Source organism: Flaviramulus aquimarinus (genome assembly GCF_039543205.1).
Taxonomy (GTDB): domain Bacteria; phylum Bacteroidota; class Bacteroidia; order Flavobacteriales; family Flavobacteriaceae; genus Flaviramulus_B; species Flaviramulus_B aquimarinus.
On the sequence record NZ_BAABJH010000001.1, the window covers coordinates 258,576 to 275,775 of the forward strand.

The 17,200-nt window shown below is 31.2% G+C and carries 16 protein-coding genes; 7 read left to right on the forward strand and 9 right to left on the reverse strand.

Features of this window, described 5'->3' with window-relative positions:
- Window positions 1-54: 54 nt before the first annotated feature.
- Complete coding sequence (locus tag ABD941_RS01170) at window positions 55-987, reverse strand: peptidylprolyl isomerase (RefSeq protein WP_345272105.1); 933 nt, start codon at window positions 985-987, stop codon at window positions 55-57.
- A gap of 140 nt (window positions 988-1,127) precedes the next feature.
- Here ABD941_RS01170 and ABD941_RS01175 point away from each other — a divergent pair, with 140 nt between their 5' ends.
- Entirely contained in the window at window positions 1,128-1,565 is a 438-nt protein-coding gene (locus ABD941_RS01175) for a hypothetical protein (RefSeq protein ID WP_345272106.1), read from the forward strand.
- A gap of 1 nt (window position 1,566) precedes the next feature.
- Here the strand turns inward: ABD941_RS01175 and ABD941_RS01180 are convergent, their stop codons facing one another.
- Window positions 1,567-3,771, reverse strand: a complete 2,205-nt coding sequence (locus tag ABD941_RS01180) for a RecQ family ATP-dependent DNA helicase (protein ID WP_345272107.1) — start codon at window positions 3,769-3,771, stop codon at window positions 1,567-1,569.
- Between the two features lie 249 nt (window positions 3,772-4,020).
- On the opposite strand from ABD941_RS01180, the gene ABD941_RS01185 reads away from it, so the two are divergent.
- The 4 genes from ABD941_RS01185 (at window position 4,021) to lptB (ending at window position 6,961) form a co-directional block, all read left to right on the forward strand.
- A complete protein-coding gene (locus ABD941_RS01185; RefSeq protein ID WP_425557097.1) occupies window positions 4,021-4,938 on the forward strand; it encodes a KpsF/GutQ family sugar-phosphate isomerase in 918 nt (305 codons plus the stop codon).
- Window positions 4,938-5,762 (forward strand): twin-arginine translocase subunit TatC, encoded by an 825-nt coding sequence (gene tatC, locus ABD941_RS01190; RefSeq protein ID WP_345272109.1) that lies wholly within the window; start codon window positions 4,938-4,940, stop codon window positions 5,760-5,762. Before ABD941_RS01185 ends, tatC begins: the two co-directional genes overlap by 1 nt.
- Window positions 5,755-6,102 carry a carboxymuconolactone decarboxylase family protein gene (locus ABD941_RS01195; RefSeq protein WP_345272110.1) on the forward strand — a complete coding sequence of 116 codons (348 nt, stop codon included), beginning with the start codon at window positions 5,755-5,757 and terminating at the stop codon, window positions 6,100-6,102. Before tatC ends, ABD941_RS01195 begins: the two co-directional genes overlap by 8 nt.
- Window positions 6,103-6,220: 118 nt before the next feature.
- Window positions 6,221-6,961, forward strand: a complete 741-nt coding sequence (lptB, locus tag ABD941_RS01200; protein WP_345272111.1) for an LPS export ABC transporter ATP-binding protein — start codon at window positions 6,221-6,223, stop codon at window positions 6,959-6,961.
- Between the two features lie 68 nt (window positions 6,962-7,029).
- Here lptB and ABD941_RS01205 read toward each other — a convergent pair whose 3' ends face one another.
- Both ABD941_RS01205 and ABD941_RS01210 read right to left on the reverse strand, forming a co-directional pair.
- Window positions 7,030-7,932, reverse strand: a complete 903-nt coding sequence (locus ABD941_RS01205) for a DUF808 domain-containing protein (protein ID WP_345272112.1) — start codon at window positions 7,930-7,932, stop codon at window positions 7,030-7,032.
- A 4-nt stretch (window positions 7,933-7,936) separates the two neighbouring features.
- Window positions 7,937-8,683, reverse strand: a complete 747-nt coding sequence (locus ABD941_RS01210; RefSeq protein WP_345272113.1) for a CDP-alcohol phosphatidyltransferase family protein — start codon at window positions 8,681-8,683, stop codon at window positions 7,937-7,939.
- A gap of 128 nt (window positions 8,684-8,811) precedes the next feature.
- On the opposite strand from ABD941_RS01210, the gene ABD941_RS01215 reads away from it, so the two are divergent.
- Both ABD941_RS01215 and ABD941_RS01220 read left to right on the forward strand, forming a co-directional pair.
- Complete coding sequence (locus ABD941_RS01215; RefSeq protein ID WP_486321313.1) at window positions 8,812-9,909, forward strand: putative type IX sorting system protein PorV2; 1,098 nt, start codon at window positions 8,812-8,814, stop codon at window positions 9,907-9,909.
- Window positions 9,909-11,078 (forward strand): lipoprotein N-acyltransferase Lnb domain-containing protein, encoded by a 1,170-nt coding sequence (locus ABD941_RS01220; RefSeq protein WP_345272115.1) that lies wholly within the window; start codon window positions 9,909-9,911, stop codon window positions 11,076-11,078. The genes ABD941_RS01215 and ABD941_RS01220 overlap by 1 nt, the downstream gene beginning before the upstream one ends.
- 48 nt (window positions 11,079-11,126) lie before the next feature.
- Here ABD941_RS01220 and ABD941_RS01225 read toward each other — a convergent pair whose 3' ends face one another.
- From ABD941_RS01225 to ABD941_RS01245, 5 genes are all read right to left on the reverse strand, one after another.
- Entirely contained in the window at window positions 11,127-12,518 is a 1,392-nt protein-coding gene (locus ABD941_RS01225) for a sugar transferase (RefSeq protein ID WP_345272116.1), read from the reverse strand.
- A gap of 94 nt (window positions 12,519-12,612) precedes the next feature.
- The gene (locus tag ABD941_RS01230; RefSeq protein WP_345272117.1) at window positions 12,613-13,626 is read right to left on the reverse strand and encodes a glycosyltransferase family 4 protein; all 1,014 of its coding nucleotides are present in this window, start codon (window positions 13,624-13,626) and stop codon (window positions 12,613-12,615) included.
- On the reverse strand, window positions 13,623-14,969 hold the full coding sequence (locus ABD941_RS01235; RefSeq protein WP_345272118.1) for an O-antigen ligase family protein: 1,347 nt from the start codon (window positions 14,967-14,969) through the stop codon (window positions 13,623-13,625). Before ABD941_RS01235 ends, ABD941_RS01230 begins: the two co-directional genes overlap by 4 nt.
- Before the next feature lie 29 nt (window positions 14,970-14,998).
- Window positions 14,999-16,081 carry a glycosyltransferase gene (locus tag ABD941_RS01240; protein WP_345272119.1) on the reverse strand — a complete coding sequence of 361 codons (1,083 nt, stop codon included), beginning with the start codon at window positions 16,079-16,081 and terminating at the stop codon, window positions 14,999-15,001.
- On the reverse strand, window positions 16,081-17,199 hold the full coding sequence (locus tag ABD941_RS01245) for a glycosyltransferase family 4 protein (RefSeq protein ID WP_345272120.1): 1,119 nt from the start codon (window positions 17,197-17,199) through the stop codon (window positions 16,081-16,083). The genes ABD941_RS01240 and ABD941_RS01245 overlap by 1 nt, the downstream gene beginning before the upstream one ends.
- Window position 17,200: the final 1 nt, after the last annotated feature.

Genomic DNA, 17,200 nt, shown 5'->3' on the forward strand with positions numbered 1-17,200 from the left:
AAAAAGACTGCCTTTTCAGACAGTCTCATATTTTAAGGTGAAATGTATACTTTATTATTTTACATCCATCAATTCTACATCAAATACTAAAGTAGCATCTGGTGGAATAACGCCTCCTGCGCCTCTGCTACCATAGCCTAAATGACTTGGTATTACAAAACGTGCTTTATCTCCAATTTTTAATAATTGAATCCCTTCATCCCAACCAGAAATAACCTGTCCAACGCCTAAAGGAAAAGCAATAGGTTCATTGCGCTTGTATGAAGAATCAAAAACAGTTCCATCTGGTAACTGTCCTTTATAATGTACAGAAACAGTTTTACCTTTTTCTGCTTTTGCACCGCTACCCTCTTGAATAATTTGATAACGCAACCCACTATCTGTTTTGTTAAACCCAACAGCAATTTCATCTAGCTTTGCTTCTATAGCAGCTTTGGCTTCTGCTTGTCTTTTTTCTCTAGAACCTTCAAATGTTCTAAATGCTTCAACAGAATTAAACGCTTGAGCATCTGCGCCAACTCTAATAATTTCCAAAGTTTCAATTTTATCGCCTTGTTCTGTAGCATCGACTACATCTTGACCATGTTCTACTTTTCCAAAAACGGTATGCTTTCCATCCAACCAACTAGTTTCAATATGGGTTATAAAAAACTGGCTTCCATTAGTGCCTGGCCCTGCATTTGCCATAGATAAAACACCTGGGCCATCATGTTTTAAATCTGGATGAAACTCATCATCAAATTGATACCCTGGATTACCAGAACCAGAGCCTTGTGGGCAACCACCTTGAATCATAAAATCTGGTATCACTCTATGGAAATTTAATCCATCATAATATGGTGTTCCTTGAGGCTTAACTTTGTTTTCTAAGTTCCCTTCTGCTAAGGATACAAAATGACCAACTGTTCCTGGTGTTTTTTTGTATTCTAAAGCTACAAGGATTTCTCCTTTTGTTGTATTAAATTTTGCGTATAATCCGTCTTGCATTGTTTTAATTTTATTTGAAGATGCAAATATATAAAACATACATAACTAAAACTTAATACTTAAGCAAAATCATGAAATGATTTACGATTATAGTTTTGCACTTTATAATTATAATTCTAGCTTTACCAAAATTGTTTTTTATGAAGTTTAATTTTAATAAAATTTTAGCTGCTTTTGGTAATACCCGAGCCATGAAACACACTCAAATAGATAATGATATTGAAGATATTATAAATTCTATTGATGAAGAAGCATTTGCTGTTTCGGAACACAATGTGTTTTTTGCAAAAATTTCTGAATTAGGAGGCTACTACTATATAATAACCATAATTGTCGGTGCTTTTAAAATTAAAACTATGAAAGGTGCAAAGCTTAATGTAGAAGGCGAAAATTTTAATTTAATTTTAAATTCGGATATCAATGAATTTGAATCAAATCATTATAATGTATCTAATAGATATATTACCAGAATTGATTTTCAAATTGAAGAAGCGGATATCCCAAAATTCGATAAAAAAGGGATTAAAACTTTAAAATTGTCAACTAAAAAACAGGATATTAGTTTTACTACGTTATAAACTAGTTAGCGACTTCGCTAATAAATTTTATTCGATATAATCGAAGTTCATCATCATCATAATCCCCATCAAACTCTTCAATAGCCTCATCAATATCATCAGTTTCTGATTCCATAAAATAGTCATGAATTTCTTCTTGCTGGTCTTCATCTAAAATATCATGGATCCAATAATCTATATTAAGCTTAGTTCCTGAATATACTATAACTTCCATGGCTTTAATGAAGTCTTCCATAGACATCCCTTTGGAAGATGCTATATCATCTAGCGGTAATTTTCTATCTATATTCTGTATGATATATAGTTTATTAGCAGAATTGCTTCCTGTAGACTTTACTACTAAATCATCTGGGCGTGTAATATCATTTTCTTCAACATATTTTTCTATTAAGGCAACAAATTCTTTACCATATTTTTTAGCTTTACCCTCACCTACACCATGAACATTAGCTAATTCAGTTAAATTAATAGGATATTTTAAAGCCATATCCTCTAAAGAAAATTCTTGAAAAACAGCATATGGTGGTACATCTGCCTTTTTTGCAACAGATTTTTGTAAATCTTTGAGCATTTTTATGAGTACCTTATCTGCTACCGCACCATTACTTTTTGCAGCAGTAACAATACTACCATCTTCCTGTTCGCCCTCAAATATATGATCTTCGGTCATCATAAAAGATACTGGAGTTTTTATAAAGTCTCTGCCAGTATCTGATAATTTAATAACTCCGTAAGTTTCAATGTCTTTTCTAAGATAACCAGCAACTAAAACCTGTCTTAACAAGGCCATCCAATATTTATTATCTTTATCTTTTCCCTTACCAAAAAATGGTTGTTCATTGGTTTTATGAGAGTTTATTAAGGCATTTTCTTTTCCAATAAGGACATTTACTAAGTCCTTAGACTTGTATTTTTGGTTTGTATTATCTATGATTTCAAGAAGTAATTTCACTTCGTTTTTAGCCTCAACTTGCTTTTTTGGATGCCTGATGTTATCATCCATATCACCACCTTCACCCGTTTTAGTGTCAAACTCTTCACCAAAATAATGCAAAATAAATTTTCTTCTAGAGATTGAAGTTTCCGCAAAAGCAACAACTTCCTGTAATAAAGCCTGTCCTATTTCTTGTTCAGCTACAGGTTTTCCAGACATGAATTTTTCTAACTTTTCAATATCCTTGTAGGCATAAAATGCCAAGCAATGCCCTTCTCCTCCATCACGACCAGCTCTACCGGTTTCTTGATAATAACTTTCTATACTTTTAGGAATATCATGATGGATTACAAAGCGCACATCGGGCTTATCAATACCCATCCCAAATGCAATGGTAGCTACCACAACATCTACGTCTTCCATCAAAAACTTATCTTGATGACTCGATCTTGTTTTAGCATCTAGTCCTGCATGATAAGGCACCGCTTTTACACCATTTACTTGTAGAACCTGAGCCAATTCTTCAACACGTTTTCTACTTAAACAATATACAATACCCGATTTCCCGTCATTTTGTTTTACAAAACGAATAATATCAGCATCTACATTTTTCGTTTTTGGTCGTACCTCGTAGTATAAATTAGGTCTATTAAAAGAAGCCTTAAACGTTGTGGCGTTACCTATTCCTAAATTCTTAATAATATCTTCTTGTACTTTTGGCGTGGCAGTAGCTGTTAAACCTATAATTGGAATATTATCGCCTATGCGCCCAATAATATGACGTAAGTTCCTATATTCTGGTCTAAAATCATGTCCCCATTCACTTATACAATGTGCCTCGTCTATGGCCATAAAAGACACTTTTACCGACCTTAAAAATTCAACATTTTCTTCTTTAGTTAAAGATTCAGGAGCTACATATAGCAACTTGGTAATACCATTTACAATATCCTCTTTAACTTGCTTTACTTCGGTTTTATTTAATGAAGAATTAAGTACATGTGCTACACCATCTTCTTTAGAAACGCCTCTTATAGCATCTACTTGATTTTTCATTAACGCAATTAATGGAGAAACTACAATAGCTGTACCTTCTTGCATTAATGCCGGTAATTGATAACAGAGTGATTTACCTCCTCCTGTAGGCATAATTACAAATGTATGATTTCCCGATAATAAACTTTCTATAACATCTTCTTGAAGTCCTTTGAATTTACTAAAACCAAAATATTTCTTTAGTGCAGCATGAATATCACTTTTAGCTATTAACATGAATTGTATAAAATTATTTTACTTAATTAAAACTCCAACGAACATCAAAATTTTTGTTGATTAATTTAATAATGCATTTGAAGAACCCTCATATTTTTTTTCGTTAGTTTTGTAACGAAAATCCAAATTACAATAAAATTTAATTTGGTAAACATTTAAAGATAAGAAAATCTTTAAACATCAACTAAAAAATAATAAGTTTTGAAAGACAAAAATTCTATTATTCAAATAGCAAAGCAAACTATTGAAATGGAAAGTGAAGCCATTTTTAACTTATCAAATTTAATAACAGATGATTTTGCTGAAGCAACACAACTTATTTACAATTCTCAAGGTCGTGTTATTATTACTGGAATTGGTAAAAGTGCCATCATAGCCAATAAAATTGTAGCCACTTTAAATTCAACAGGAACACCTTCTATTTTTATGCATGCTGCCGATGCCATTCATGGCGATTTAGGTTTAATTCTTAAAGATGATGTCGTTATTTGTATTTCTAAAAGCGGTAATACACCAGAAATTAAAGTATTAGTACCATTGATTAAAAGTGCTAAAAATAAAATGATAGCGATTACTGGAAATAAAGATTCTTTTTTGGGGCAACATGCTGATTATATTTTAAATGCTTTTGTTGAAAAAGAAGCCTGTCCAAATAATTTAGCCCCAACGACTAGCACCACGGCTCAATTGGTTATTGGTGATGCCTTAGCCGTTTGTTTATTAGAATTACGTGGTTTTTCGAGTAATGACTTTGCTAAATACCATCCAGGTGGTTCACTAGGAAAAAAACTATACTTGAGAGTTCAAGATATTTCTTCAGTTAATGAAAAACCTAAAGTCAATATTGATAATAATATAAGTGAGGTTATTGTTGAAATTACCGAAAAAATGTTAGGTGTTACTGCTGTAGTTGAAAACGATAAAATTATTGGTATCATAACAGATGGTGATTTACGTAGAATGTTATCAAAAGTTGATGATTTTTCTAAGTTAAAAGCAAAAGATATTATGAGTAAAGACCCTAGGCGTATTGAGGCAGGAGCTATGGCTATTGATGCTTTAGAAGTTATGGAAACCAATGGTATCTCTCAATTACTTGTTGAAGAAAACGGCAAATATGAAGGTGTTGTGCACTTACACGATTTAATAAAAGAAGGCATTATATAATGGCAAATAAGAATATTAATGAGATGTCTTTTTTAGATCATCTTGAAGATTTACGTTGGCATTTAATTAGAATTTGTTTGTCCATAGTCATAGTTGCTACTTTAGCTTTTATTTTTAGTCGTTTTATATTTAAAGAAATAATTTTTGCGCCTTTGGACATGAGTTTTCCAACTTATGACTTTTTATGTAAAACAGCTACGTATATTAATTTTGATACCACATTTTGTAATGATAAAATACCCTTGATTTTACAGAATAGAACCATGGCTGGTCAGTTTTCAGCAGACATCTGGACTGCTATTCTTGGTGGGTTTATTATCTCATTTCCATATGTTATATATGAATTATGGAAATTTATTAGTCCTGGTTTACATAGTAATGAACGTAAGCATTCCCGAGGCTTTATAATCATTTCATCGCTTCTGTTCTTTTTAGGTGTGTTATTTGGCTATTATATTGTTACACCTTTATCAATAAACTTCTTGGCTAATTATAGTATAGCAGATTTAGTGGACAACCAAATAGATATTAGCTCTTACATTGCTTTAGTTAGATCATCTGTACTGGCATCAGGGTTGATTTTTGAACTTCCTATCATCGTTTATTTTTTAACCAAAATAGGATTGGTAACACCCAAATTTTTAAAAACCTATAGAAAATATGCTTTAGTTATAGTTTTGGTGCTTTCGGCTATAATAACACCTCCAGATATTGCAAGTCAAGTTATTGTTGCTATTCCAATTTTAGTCTTATATCAAGTAAGCATTTATATTTCTAAAATTGTGGTTAGAAATCAAAAGAAAAAAGAGAAACAATATGTCTGAAATTGTTAAAGAATTTAATGACTATCGTGCTAAAATGAACAATAAAATTTTAGCAGATAACAATAAAGTTATCAAGCGAATATTTAATTTAGACACAAACGCTTTTTCTGAAGGGGCTTTAGATGTTAAGACTAAAGAACTTTTAGGACTAGTAGCATCTGCTGTTTTACGTTGTGATGATTGTGTTAAATACCATTTAGAAACAAGCTATAAGCTAGGATTAAAAAAAGAAGAAGTTGTTGAAGCTCTAAGTATTGCTACTTTAGTTGGCGGTACTATTGTTATTCCTCATTTGCGTCGTGCTTATGAATTTTGGGATGCATTAGAAGTAGAAAAATAAATAAATTCTAACCGCAACACTACTTGAATATTAGAACAAAGACAATAAAAAAATAAAACTCAATATTCTATTGTAATAGTGTATATGATTTTATTAATTTTAACGTTAATTATAAAATATGATTTTAAAAGCTGATAATTTAATGAAGTCCTACAGTGGACGAAAGGTGGTAAAAGACGTTTCCCTGCAAGTTAATCAAGGTGAAATTGTTGGCCTTTTAGGACCAAACGGTGCTGGTAAAACAACATCGTTTTACATGATTGTTGGTTTAATAAAACCAAACGGTGGTCATATTTTTTTAGATAATACAGAAATCACCAAATACCCTATGTATAAACGTGCACAAAATGGTATTGGGTATTTAGCTCAAGAAGCCTCTGTTTTTAGAAAATTGAGTATTGAAGATAATATTTTAAGCGTACTTCAACTTACCAAACTGAGCAAGAAAGAGCAACATCATAAGATGGAATCGCTTATTGAAGAATTTGGTTTAGGTCATATTAGAAAAAGCAGAGGGGATTTATTATCTGGTGGAGAGCGTAGACGTACCGAAATCGCACGGGCGTTAGCAACCGACCCTAGTTTTATCTTATTAGACGAACCTTTTGCCGGTGTAGATCCTGTTGCTGTTGAGGATATACAACGTATTGTAGCACAACTTACCAAAAAGAATATCGGTATACTTATAACCGACCATAATGTACAGGAAACTCTGGCTATTACAGATAGAACCTACTTAATGTTTGAAGGTAGTATTCTTAAAGCTGGTGAACCTGAAGAACTTGCTAATGATGAAATGGTACGTAAAGTGTATTTAGGACAGAATTTTGAGCTACGCAAAAAGAAAATTCGAGACTAAAGCCAAAGACTTATTTGATAATTTTAATTAAAAATAAACATGTCTAAGTCTATTTTATAATTTAATCCTCATTGACCTTCTTGTCCCTTAAATAATGTCTTCCTAACAAAAACAAACAATCTTACTAGTAAAAATGCCAAAAACCCAACGGCTAAACCTATAATTAAATCTCGAATAAAACTGGGGATTGTTTCTAAAAAATGATGCAAAAAGTCTATATTATGAACAAAAATACCACCAGCTACAAGCAATAAAGCTATGGTACCAATAACCGACAGGCTTTTAATAACCCACGGCAATACATTAATCAAAGCATTTCCTACTATATGTGATATACTTTTTTTATTATCATTTAAACCTAACAGTTTCAAACCAAAATCATCCATTCTAACTATAAGGGCAACAATACCATAAACACCAATTGTAGCTATAATAGCAACTATAGATACTACTAAAATTTGAAACAAAATAGGTCTACCTATTACTGTTCCAAGTGCTATAATTACAATTTCTACCGATAATATAAAATCAGTAAAAATTGCTGATTTTATTTTCATTTTTTCAGCAACAACTTGCTCCTCTTCAGACAGAACAATAACATCCTCAGAGTTTGTTTTTTCATTGTCCTCATGTTTGCGATGAAACAAAAAATGATATATTTTTTCAAAGCCTTCAAAAGCCAAATAAACACCTCCTAAAATTAAAGCCAAAGTAACCGCCCAGGGTGCAAAAGCACTAAGTAAGAAAGCAATTGGCAATATAATTAACTTATTACGTGCAGAACCTTTAGTAATAGCCCATAAAACAGGTAACTCTCTTGAGGAAACAAAGCCTGTGGCCTTTTCGGCATTAACAGCTAAATCATCACCCAAAATTCCTGCTGTTTTTTTTGTACTTATTTTACTCATTACAACAACGTCGTCCATTAAAGCCGCTATGTCGTCTAACAATGCAAAAAATCCTGATGCCATGTTTTTATTTTGAAGTTAAATTGTCTAAAACAGACATGATGATATAAAGTAATATAACTAATGGGATTGCGGCAAATTGAAGCACAATTAAAAGTACCGCACACAGTATTAAAAAAATGTATCGAGTTGCATTATTTTTAAAACTAAAATCTTTAAACTTTAACGCAAAAAGTTTAATGTTCGAATTTAAAATATAACAGCTTATTAATGTAAGTCCTATTAAAAACCATTGGTTTAGAATGATAGCATTTATAGCATCATTATTTTGAAACTCAATGATTAATGGTAATGACATTATTAATAGCGTATTTGCTGGTGTTGGCAAACCTTTAAAATACGATTGTTGGTCTAGATCAAGATTAAATACAGCCAATCTATATGCCGAAGCTAAAGTAATTAGCAACCCTAAAAGAGGAAGTATCGGTAAATTAAAATCTAACCCATTTGTATTTGAAGTCCAGCTATTATCGGAAACACTTGGAGTATCTATAGTGAATTCCAACAATTTATACATTACAATTCCTGGAACCAAACCACTAGTTACCATATCGGCCAAAGAATCGAGCTGTAAACCCAGTTCACTTTGAACCTTTAATTTTCTAGCAGCAAAACCATCAAAAAAATCAAAGAATATACCCAAAAACACAAATAACGCAGCAGTAATTAAGTTATTATTTACAGCTAAAACAACTGCAATACTCCCGCACAATAAGTTTAAAAGCGTTAATATATTAGGTATATGTTTTGTCATATCAAGAAATTTATTTTGTAAAAATAGCAAACAAATCTCGTCTAAAGCAATATCTAGTATAATTTCAAGTTTATAGCTTTAAATATTGTATTGATTTGAACATGATATTTTATGATTAAATTGGTATTATGTGCATCTTTGTAAAAAAATTGCGATTGAGACTTTACATAACTACATTTTTTTGTGTAATATCGGTATCATTATTTAGTCAAACCGTTAGGAAATATTCTAACGAGTTTATGAATATTGGTGTGGATGCTGCTGCTTTGGCCATGAGTAGTGCTGTAACATCTCACACTGCTGATGTTAATTCTGGATATTGGAATCCAGCAGGACTTGTTCAGCTTGAAGACAATCAATTAGCACTCATGCACTCTAGTTATTTTGCTAATATTGCAAATTATGATTATGCCGCATATGCCGTCCCACTTGATGATAGAAGTGCTGTTAGTATCTCTTTAATACGGTTTGCAGTTGATGATATTTTAAATACAACACAACTTATTGATTCTCAAGGCAATATAAACTACGACAGAATTAGTTTGTTTTCTACGGCAGATTATGGACTTACATTTTCATATGCAAGAAAACTTCCTTTAGATGGTTTAAATTATGGTATTAACGCAAAAGTCATTAGACGTGTTATAGGTGATTTTGCTTCATCTTGGGGCTTTGGCTTAGATTTAGGTGTTCAATTTGAAACGGATAATAATTGGAAATTTGGTATCATGGCAAGAGATATTACAACCACATTTAATGCCTGGGCCATTGATGAAGACCAATTTGCTACGATTCGAGATGCCGTTGAAGGTCAAAACCAAGAATTGCCCGAAAGCACAGAAATTACTATTCCAAAATTACAAATAGGTATTTCAAAATTAGTAGATTTTAATTATGATTATACCCTTTTAACCGCAGTAAACTTAAATGTTCGTTTTGAAGAAAACAACGATATCATTTCAACATCATTTGCCAGTATAAACCCAGCATTAGGTTTTGAATTTGGATACATCGACATGGTTTATTTACGTGCTGGTATGGGTAACTTTCAAAATGAATTACAGATTGATGACACAGAACAATTAAGCTTCCAACCAAGTTTTGGTTTAGGTTTTAAATACAACGGTATTCAAATAGATTATGCGTTTACAGATATAGGAGACCAAAGTGTCGCTTTATATTCTAACGTGTTTTCTTTAAAACTCGATTTTAGTATCTTTAGGTAATGCAAAAAACACTATTTTTAGTCTTCTTTTTTTTATTTGTAAAACTATCAAATGCTCAGCAAAACAGGTTATCTAATGAAGCAGAAATTAGCGTACTTACTGTTGGTCCGGGCACCTCTTTGAATGATGCTTTTGGGCATAGTGCGTTTAGAATTAAAGATCAAAAGCTTGGTATTGATGAGGTATATGGCTATGGCGAATATGATTTTAATGCCCCAAATTTCTATTTAAAATTCGCTCAAGGAAAACTAAATTATTTAATAAACAAAACAAGTTTTAATAGGTTTTATCAAATTTACACATACTTTAATAGAACTTTAAAAGAACAAGTTTTAAATCTTTCTCAAACAGAAAAGCAGAAGTTATACGATTATTTAATTAATAATTACAAACCAGAAAATAGAAGGTACTTGTATGAATTCTTTTTTGATAATTGTGCTACAAAAATTAAAGATGTTACTATCCTTGCTTTAAACAACAATGTAATTTTTAGTACTCCCGAGAATTTTAAAGCGGCCTCTTTTAGAACGTTGATTCAAAATAATTTAAATAGAAATTCTTGGGGAAGTTTTGGTATCGATTTAGCCTTAGGGTCCGTTATTGATAGAAAAGCAAGCTCTGAAGACCATATGTTTTTACCTGAAAATATTTATAACTTTTTTGATATTGCCACTATAAAAAATGCTAATCGCCAGTTAATTAAAGAGCGGCAAGTACTTTTTACACAGAAAAAAATCACCAAATCAAATTCATTTCTAACAAGTCCTATTTTTATATTTGGAATTATTGGATTGCTTATTATTTTTATAACTTATAAAGATTATAAAAATCACAAGCAAAGCAAGTGGTTAGATATAACTTTGTTTTTTATAACTGGTGTTATTGGCATCCTTATTTTGTTGCTTTGGTTTGCAACAGATCATAAAGGCACACATCAAAACTATAATCTGTTGTGGGCATTTGCACTTAATATTTTAGTAATAGGTCAATTTTTTAGAAAAAAAGTAAGCGTTTGGTTTATCAAGTACATCAAGCTTTTAATTATTCTTTTATGCTTATTAACGCTGCATTGGATAATTGGTATTCAGGTTTTTGCTATTGGACTAATTCCGTTGTTATTGGGATTATTTATTAGATATATGTATTTAGTGTCTCACTACAATCAATAATAGCAATCACCGAATACTAATAACTGAGACTAAATACTGCAAACTGAATTACTGCCCTCTAAAGAAAATAACAGTACTCAGTGTTTTTATTAAAATATTTATATCTAACAAAAAGCTTCTATGCTTAATATAGTATAAATCATATTGTAGCTTAAGCAAGCTATCATCTACCGAAGACCCATATCTCGTTTTTACTTGTGCCCAACCAGTAAGACCAGGTTTAACAATATGTCGAGTTTCATAAAAAGGTAGCATTTGTGATAGCTCTTTGACAAAATAAGGACGTTCTGGCCTTGGCCCTATTAAACTCATTTCACCCTTTAAAATGTTTATAAACTGTGGTATTTCATCTAATCTTGTATGTCTTAAAAACTTGCCAAAAGGGGTAACCCTTACATCGCCTTTTTTTGCCCAAACTGCCCCTGTTTTTTCTGCATTCTTAATCATTGTTCGGAATTTAAGTATTTTAAAAACCTTTCCGTTTTTCCCTATTCTTTTATGAGAATAAAAAAGAGCACCACGATTAGCAATACTATTACCTAGTAAGAAAAGCGGCAAAAACAGTATTCCAATTAAAAGACCAATAACGGAAATAATGATATCAAAAAAACGATGAAAAAACAAGTATAATTTATTCTGATTGCTCCGACTAAATGGAAAATATTTATAAAAATCTTTTCCAACAAATTGCACTGGGATACGCTGTGTCATTTCCTCATAAACCTGAGTATATTCCTTTATAGGGAAGCCTTCTTCCAGTAACTTTATAAGTGTATAATAAATACCTGAAGTAATCGCTTCTGAGTTATAACTTGCTATAACAATTTCAGATATACTTTCATTTTTAATAACTTCTAAAATCTGATCGGGGCTATATTCTGGAATGGCATTAAACTTTAACGCTTCAAATTTATTTATTTCACAGTTAACAAATCCAACGATCTTATAATTAGGGTCTGAACTTTTAAAGGCATCAACAATAGTTTCAATATTAGATGTCTCACCAATAATCAAAACCTTTTTATAAAATCTAGGAGACACCACAAAATTGATATACGCTAATCTCCACAAAATGAGTGCAACTAGAATCGCAAAATAAAAGAAAAGGATTTGAAGACGGTTATCTGGCAATATAGGTGTAAAAAAAGGTGTTAAAAAGTAAAACAACACGGTTGTAGATACAGTAAAAACAATACTTGTTGAAATTTTTTCAATCTTACTGGACTTTTGTAAATCATAAAGTTCAAAAATAGTTCCAAATATTGAAACATATAAAATTAGAACAAAAACCCATCGCCAATTTTCTTTTGTTATCGTGAAATAATGAAAATCGAATGTGTTTCCAACAAAATACAATACCAAGAGTATTGAAATGATATCTAGAAGACGTAAAAGAATTTTACGTTCCGATATATTAAAATGGATACTGCTATTAGACATTCTAGAACTCGATTGAGAGGTTATAAAGATAATAAGTAAATTTAATTAAGCCTCAAAATTACTGTAAGACTTCGTACTTTTATAAAGTTTTGAATTATCGTAGAACTTCTACCCATTGATTTTTAATAGTTTTCCAATCAAACTGCTCTGCATATTCGCGTGCATTTTTAACCATTTTTCTGGTATCATCAGGAGAATTCATCAATCTTATTATAGCCATTACAAATGCCTCAACCGAATTTGGTTCTACTAAAATACCTGTTTTGTCATCTTCAATTAAAAAAGGTATTCCCCCAACATTTGTAGATATAACTGGTAAGCCCAAAGCCATTGATTCTATAACACTTACGGGCATATTATCTACATTTGTGGTATTTATAAAAATATTATAATGATTAGATCGTTTTATCCATTCTTGTTTTGATAATTTCCCTGTAAATGTAACCACAACTCCCAACTCATCAGCATAGTTTTTAACATCAAGCAAACTTCCATCACTGTCTGGACCTACCATACAAAGTTCAGCTTTAATGTTTTTATCGTTAAGCAACTTTATAATTTTTATTGCCAATAAAGGATTATACATTTTAGAAAACGACCGTACCCAAAGCAATTTTATATCATTAAAAGTTCTCTCTTTAAAAGTATAGTTTTCAAGTTTTACTGTATTAGGAATACAAATAATATTTGTGTAACCTGATGCTTCAAAATTAGATTTGGTAAATAATGAAGGTGCTATATTTAAATGGGCATTTTTGAATATGGCTCTAGACATTACAGGGAAATTCTTTAATCTATCTGGTAACTTACCACCATGGAGTATGGGTAAATATTTTAGTTTAAGGATTCTACAAAATTGACTTACTAAATAGGCATAATAAAAATTTAATGTCCCATAAGTGTCTATTAAAACATAATCAGTTTTATTTCTTTGTTTGAAACATAACCATAACATATTAATCATCCTTAAAAAGATATTTTTCTTATCTGAGGCTGAAAAAACGGTATAACCACAATCGGTGAATAAAGGCTCTAACAGATCAATAGATGTAAAATTGGCATTCCTGTTCTTATTCCATTTATTTCCTATGTAAACTATATTTTTCAATGACTTATGGGGATTGATTGCCTTTTAGATTTATTGCTTTTTATTTTACGTTTAACAGTACTTTTATATTGAATATCCAACAAACATAATCCATATACAAATGCAGGTGCTGCAATACGCATTGAGGAGTGATTGATGGTTAAAAACCAAAATAAGTAACACGAGTAAAAGAAAATATTCGATTTATTCCTTAATCGAACCAACAAAGGGGCAATTAATAAAATTATCAATGCCGTCATTCCAAACAAACCATGTTCGGATAAAATACGGCTCATCTCGTTGTGGGATGCTGCTTCTATGCCTTCACTTTTTTGCCGAAGTTCTTTTATTTTTCCAACACCAACGCCTAAAACTGGATTTTTTAAAAACTCGTCTATTTCAAAAGAAACCAAATCTGATCTTCCAGTAGAAACATCTTGTTTTTCGCGCCCTAATGCATCTTGATTAGCATACCTTTTATCAATAAGCCCACTAGTTTGTATTGAAGAAAATAACCAAATTAATAATGCTACGCCCATAAAAACAAAAATGGTTCTACTTATTCTGAACTTAGCTTTAGTGTTTACTTTCATAAAATACAAATAAACAAAAACAAACACCATGATTAAAGCGGTAATAATACCTCCTCTACTAAATGTTATAATTCCTCTATAACTAATAATGGCTAAAAGAGATCCGTTTATTATTTTAAGAAACACTGAGGGCGATAGCATAAAAAAACGAATGCTAAAAACAAACATCCCCAAACCTAATACGGTTGATACTTGATTGGGCCCAAAACCACCTGAAGCAGCAAAATTAGAACCTGTACCTGTTAACACGTCTTTAATACTTGGCGTAAACAGAAACAAATATGTTGCTGTTGTAACTAGTGGTAGTGCCATTGTTAATAGCACTTTGTGCATATCCATATAGGCTATACGCTGTTTATATGCAAAAATTGCAACAATACCTAAACATACTGGTCCACTTAAATTAAAAGCTATGGCTGTTCTTATGGTAGTCTCTGCTGTTATATTAAATCCCGCAACCAGTATTCCAGGAACAAGTAAAACAATATAAATTAAGTAAGGAATGGGTTCTTTAAGTCTTGTAGAAAAAATCCCTATCAAACAAAAAATAATCACTAAATATTTAGAGGTTTCGTAGAGTAAATTACCATCGGTCATTCTTAAAAAAACCTCTGCGCCTACCACATAGCTACATGCCATTAACACTTTTAAAACTTTCTGAGATGGCTTTGCTTTAAATATAGCATTTACATAAAACACAAATATTCCTAATAAGTATATTTTTGACAGCATTTCAAAACTATATACGGCAAAACCAATAAGGATGTGCAAACCTATTATTTTTATATAGTTGAAGTTTTTCACTGTAAGTTAATGTGCTTTGAATATATGTTTAAAATGGTTTGTAATTGAGTTTTTTCAGAATAATTTTCTAAAATGTTTTTTTTATAGGATGTTGAATGGTTATTTCTCAATGTTTCGTTTTCAATATATAGGGATATGGCTTCAAACAAACTATTTGCATCAGATGGTTTAACCAAAAGTCCGTTTTGATTATTTGTAATTACAACACCACACTCGCCTACTTTTGTTGCTACGACTGCCAAACCGGACAAGCCATATTCTAGCAATGCAACTGGTAAGCCTTCAGACTTTGAAGATAACACCCCTATTTCGCATTGGTTTAAAATATTAAAAATATCTGGTTTACTACCATACAAAAAACAGGATTGTGTTAAACCTGACTTTTTTATTTTAGATGCAATTGCTCTGGAATATTCATCATTAAAATCTTTCCCAATACAATGCAAAGTCCACTCAGGATGTATCTTTACTATTTGTTTAAAAGCTTCGAGTAGTGTGAAATGATCCTTTTGTGGTCTTAAATTAGCTAAACACACAATGCGCTTTCCTGAAATTCCGTTCAGTATTGTTTTCTCTGGTTTTTTATCTACGCTAGCAAAATTTGGTAAGTAAGACACATTATTAAACTTTAATTTTTGAACTGCCCAAGCTTCCAATAATCTATTAACACTAAAAATATGATTGAAATATTTTGAACAAAACTTAAGAACTCCAAACTTACGTTCATTTAAATAATCGCTATTTCCATAATGATCATGCCAAACAACAGATACATTGTTGTTGAGTAGTTTCATTATTGTGGCTAAAAAAAATGAAGAGGAATGTGCATGAATAATATTTATTTTTTCAGCTCTAATAAGCCTATTCAGTCTTTTTATAGCACCAAAATCTATTGTTTTGATTTTATTAAGGAATACATATCCAACATCATCAGAAAGGCTTTCTTTTAAAAGGCCCTCTTTTCTGGTAGTGCATAGAAAAGATGTTTCTATTTCAGCTACTAATGCATTCGCTATGTTTACGGCAACACGTTCTGCGCCACCTGTTTCTAAAGAGTCTATTAACTGTAATACGCGCATTAGGTTTTTAATAGTTTAACAATCTCGTTTTCAAAAGTATCTAAAGTATATTCTTGTGACCATGCTACTGCATTTTTTGACATAAAATTAAATGATTTTGGGCGGTTTAATTGTTGTTCTATAGTACTTATAGCTGCTTTTAAATTTGGTTCAATTAATATACCTCTTTCTCCAAAACCCAACATGTATGGCACACATGAAATTGATGTGGAAATTGGTATCGTTCCAAAAAACATAGCTTCTGCAATGGCTTTAGGCCAGCCCTCAGATTTTGATGGCAGTATTAAAAAATGAGCGCCTTTAAAGGCTTCTTTTACCAAGTATTTCTCTTTATTGCCATATAATTTAATAACCAATTCTAAATTATTATCGGTTATGTATTTCTGCAAATCTTTTTTTAAACTTCCTTCACCATAAATATCCAAGATAACTTCTCTACCTGTTTTATATAATGCTTCAATAATTTTAATGGCAAATAAAGGACGTTTCCCTTCAACTAAACTTCCAACAAAAAGAAATTTTAAAGCTTTTGAATAATCACGAATTTTTAGTGGCTCTTTCTCATCATTAGCATATGTAGCTGTAAAAAATGATTTTATATTTTTAGTTTGGTTTGGCCAATTGCCATAAATCAAAGCAGTCATATTTTTAGTTAAAAAGGTATTGGCCAATAGCTTTTTTTGAAATCTATAACTTAATGGTTGACTAGCTTTGGGGTCCCAATTTCCAGCGTACTTAGCCGTTTTTATTTTTTTTGAAAAACATATTTGTACTAGACAGCCTAATAACCCAATATTTCCTGGGCAACGTAAGTGTATATGATCGGTTTTTCTACATGCTTTGAAAATAGTAATTATAATTAAGGGGATTTTTAAAACAGCACCTAACACTTTCCTTAAACTTGTAAACTCAATTGATGGGATTTCTTTAAGACTTAGGCTTTCATGTTCATAAACTAAATCAATAGCATTGGTGTTTTCTTTTGCTTTTGGGGCTACAATATGTATTTCATCTACATATTTTAACCATATATTCATTTCACGCACATATGGGCCATAAGCAAAAACATGTCCTTCTTTTAATTTATGTTTAACATGAGTAATAATTAAAAACTTCATT

Coding starts and splice junctions, on each gene's coding strand:
- ABD941_RS01210 (WP_345272113.1), bottom strand. CDS start 8,683: ATGACAAAACATATACCTAATATATTAACGCTTTTAAACTTATTGTGC.
- ABD941_RS01185 (WP_425557097.1), top strand. CDS start 4,021: ATGGAAAGTGAAGCCATTTTTAACTTATCAAATTTAATAACAGATGAT.
- ABD941_RS01240 (WP_345272119.1), bottom strand. CDS start 16,081: ATGCGCGTATTACAGTTAATAGACTCTTTAGAAACAGGTGGCGCAGAA.
- ABD941_RS01175 (WP_345272106.1), top strand. CDS start 1,128: ATGAAGTTTAATTTTAATAAAATTTTAGCTGCTTTTGGTAATACCCGA.
- ABD941_RS01220 (WP_345272115.1), top strand. CDS start 9,909: ATGCAAAAAACACTATTTTTAGTCTTCTTTTTTTTATTTGTAAAACTA.
- ABD941_RS01170 (WP_345272105.1), bottom strand. CDS start 987: ATGCAAGACGGATTATACGCAAAATTTAATACAACAAAAGGAGAAATC.
- lptB (WP_345272111.1), top strand. CDS start 6,221: ATGATTTTAAAAGCTGATAATTTAATGAAGTCCTACAGTGGACGAAAG.
- ABD941_RS01225 (WP_345272116.1), bottom strand. CDS start 12,518: ATGTCTAATAGCAGTATCCATTTTAATATATCGGAACGTAAAATTCTT.
- ABD941_RS01195 (WP_345272110.1), top strand. CDS start 5,755: ATGTCTGAAATTGTTAAAGAATTTAATGACTATCGTGCTAAAATGAAC.
- ABD941_RS01215 (WP_486321313.1), top strand. CDS start 8,812: ATGTGCATCTTTGTAAAAAAATTGCGATTGAGACTTTACATAACTACA.
- ABD941_RS01205 (WP_345272112.1), bottom strand. CDS start 7,932: ATGGCATCAGGATTTTTTGCATTGTTAGACGACATAGCGGCTTTAATG.
- ABD941_RS01180 (WP_345272107.1), bottom strand. CDS start 3,771: ATGTTAATAGCTAAAAGTGATATTCATGCTGCACTAAAGAAATATTTT.
- tatC (WP_345272109.1), top strand. CDS start 4,938: ATGGCAAATAAGAATATTAATGAGATGTCTTTTTTAGATCATCTTGAA.
- ABD941_RS01245 (WP_345272120.1), bottom strand. CDS start 17,199: ATGAAGTTTTTAATTATTACTCATGTTAAACATAAATTAAAAGAAGGA.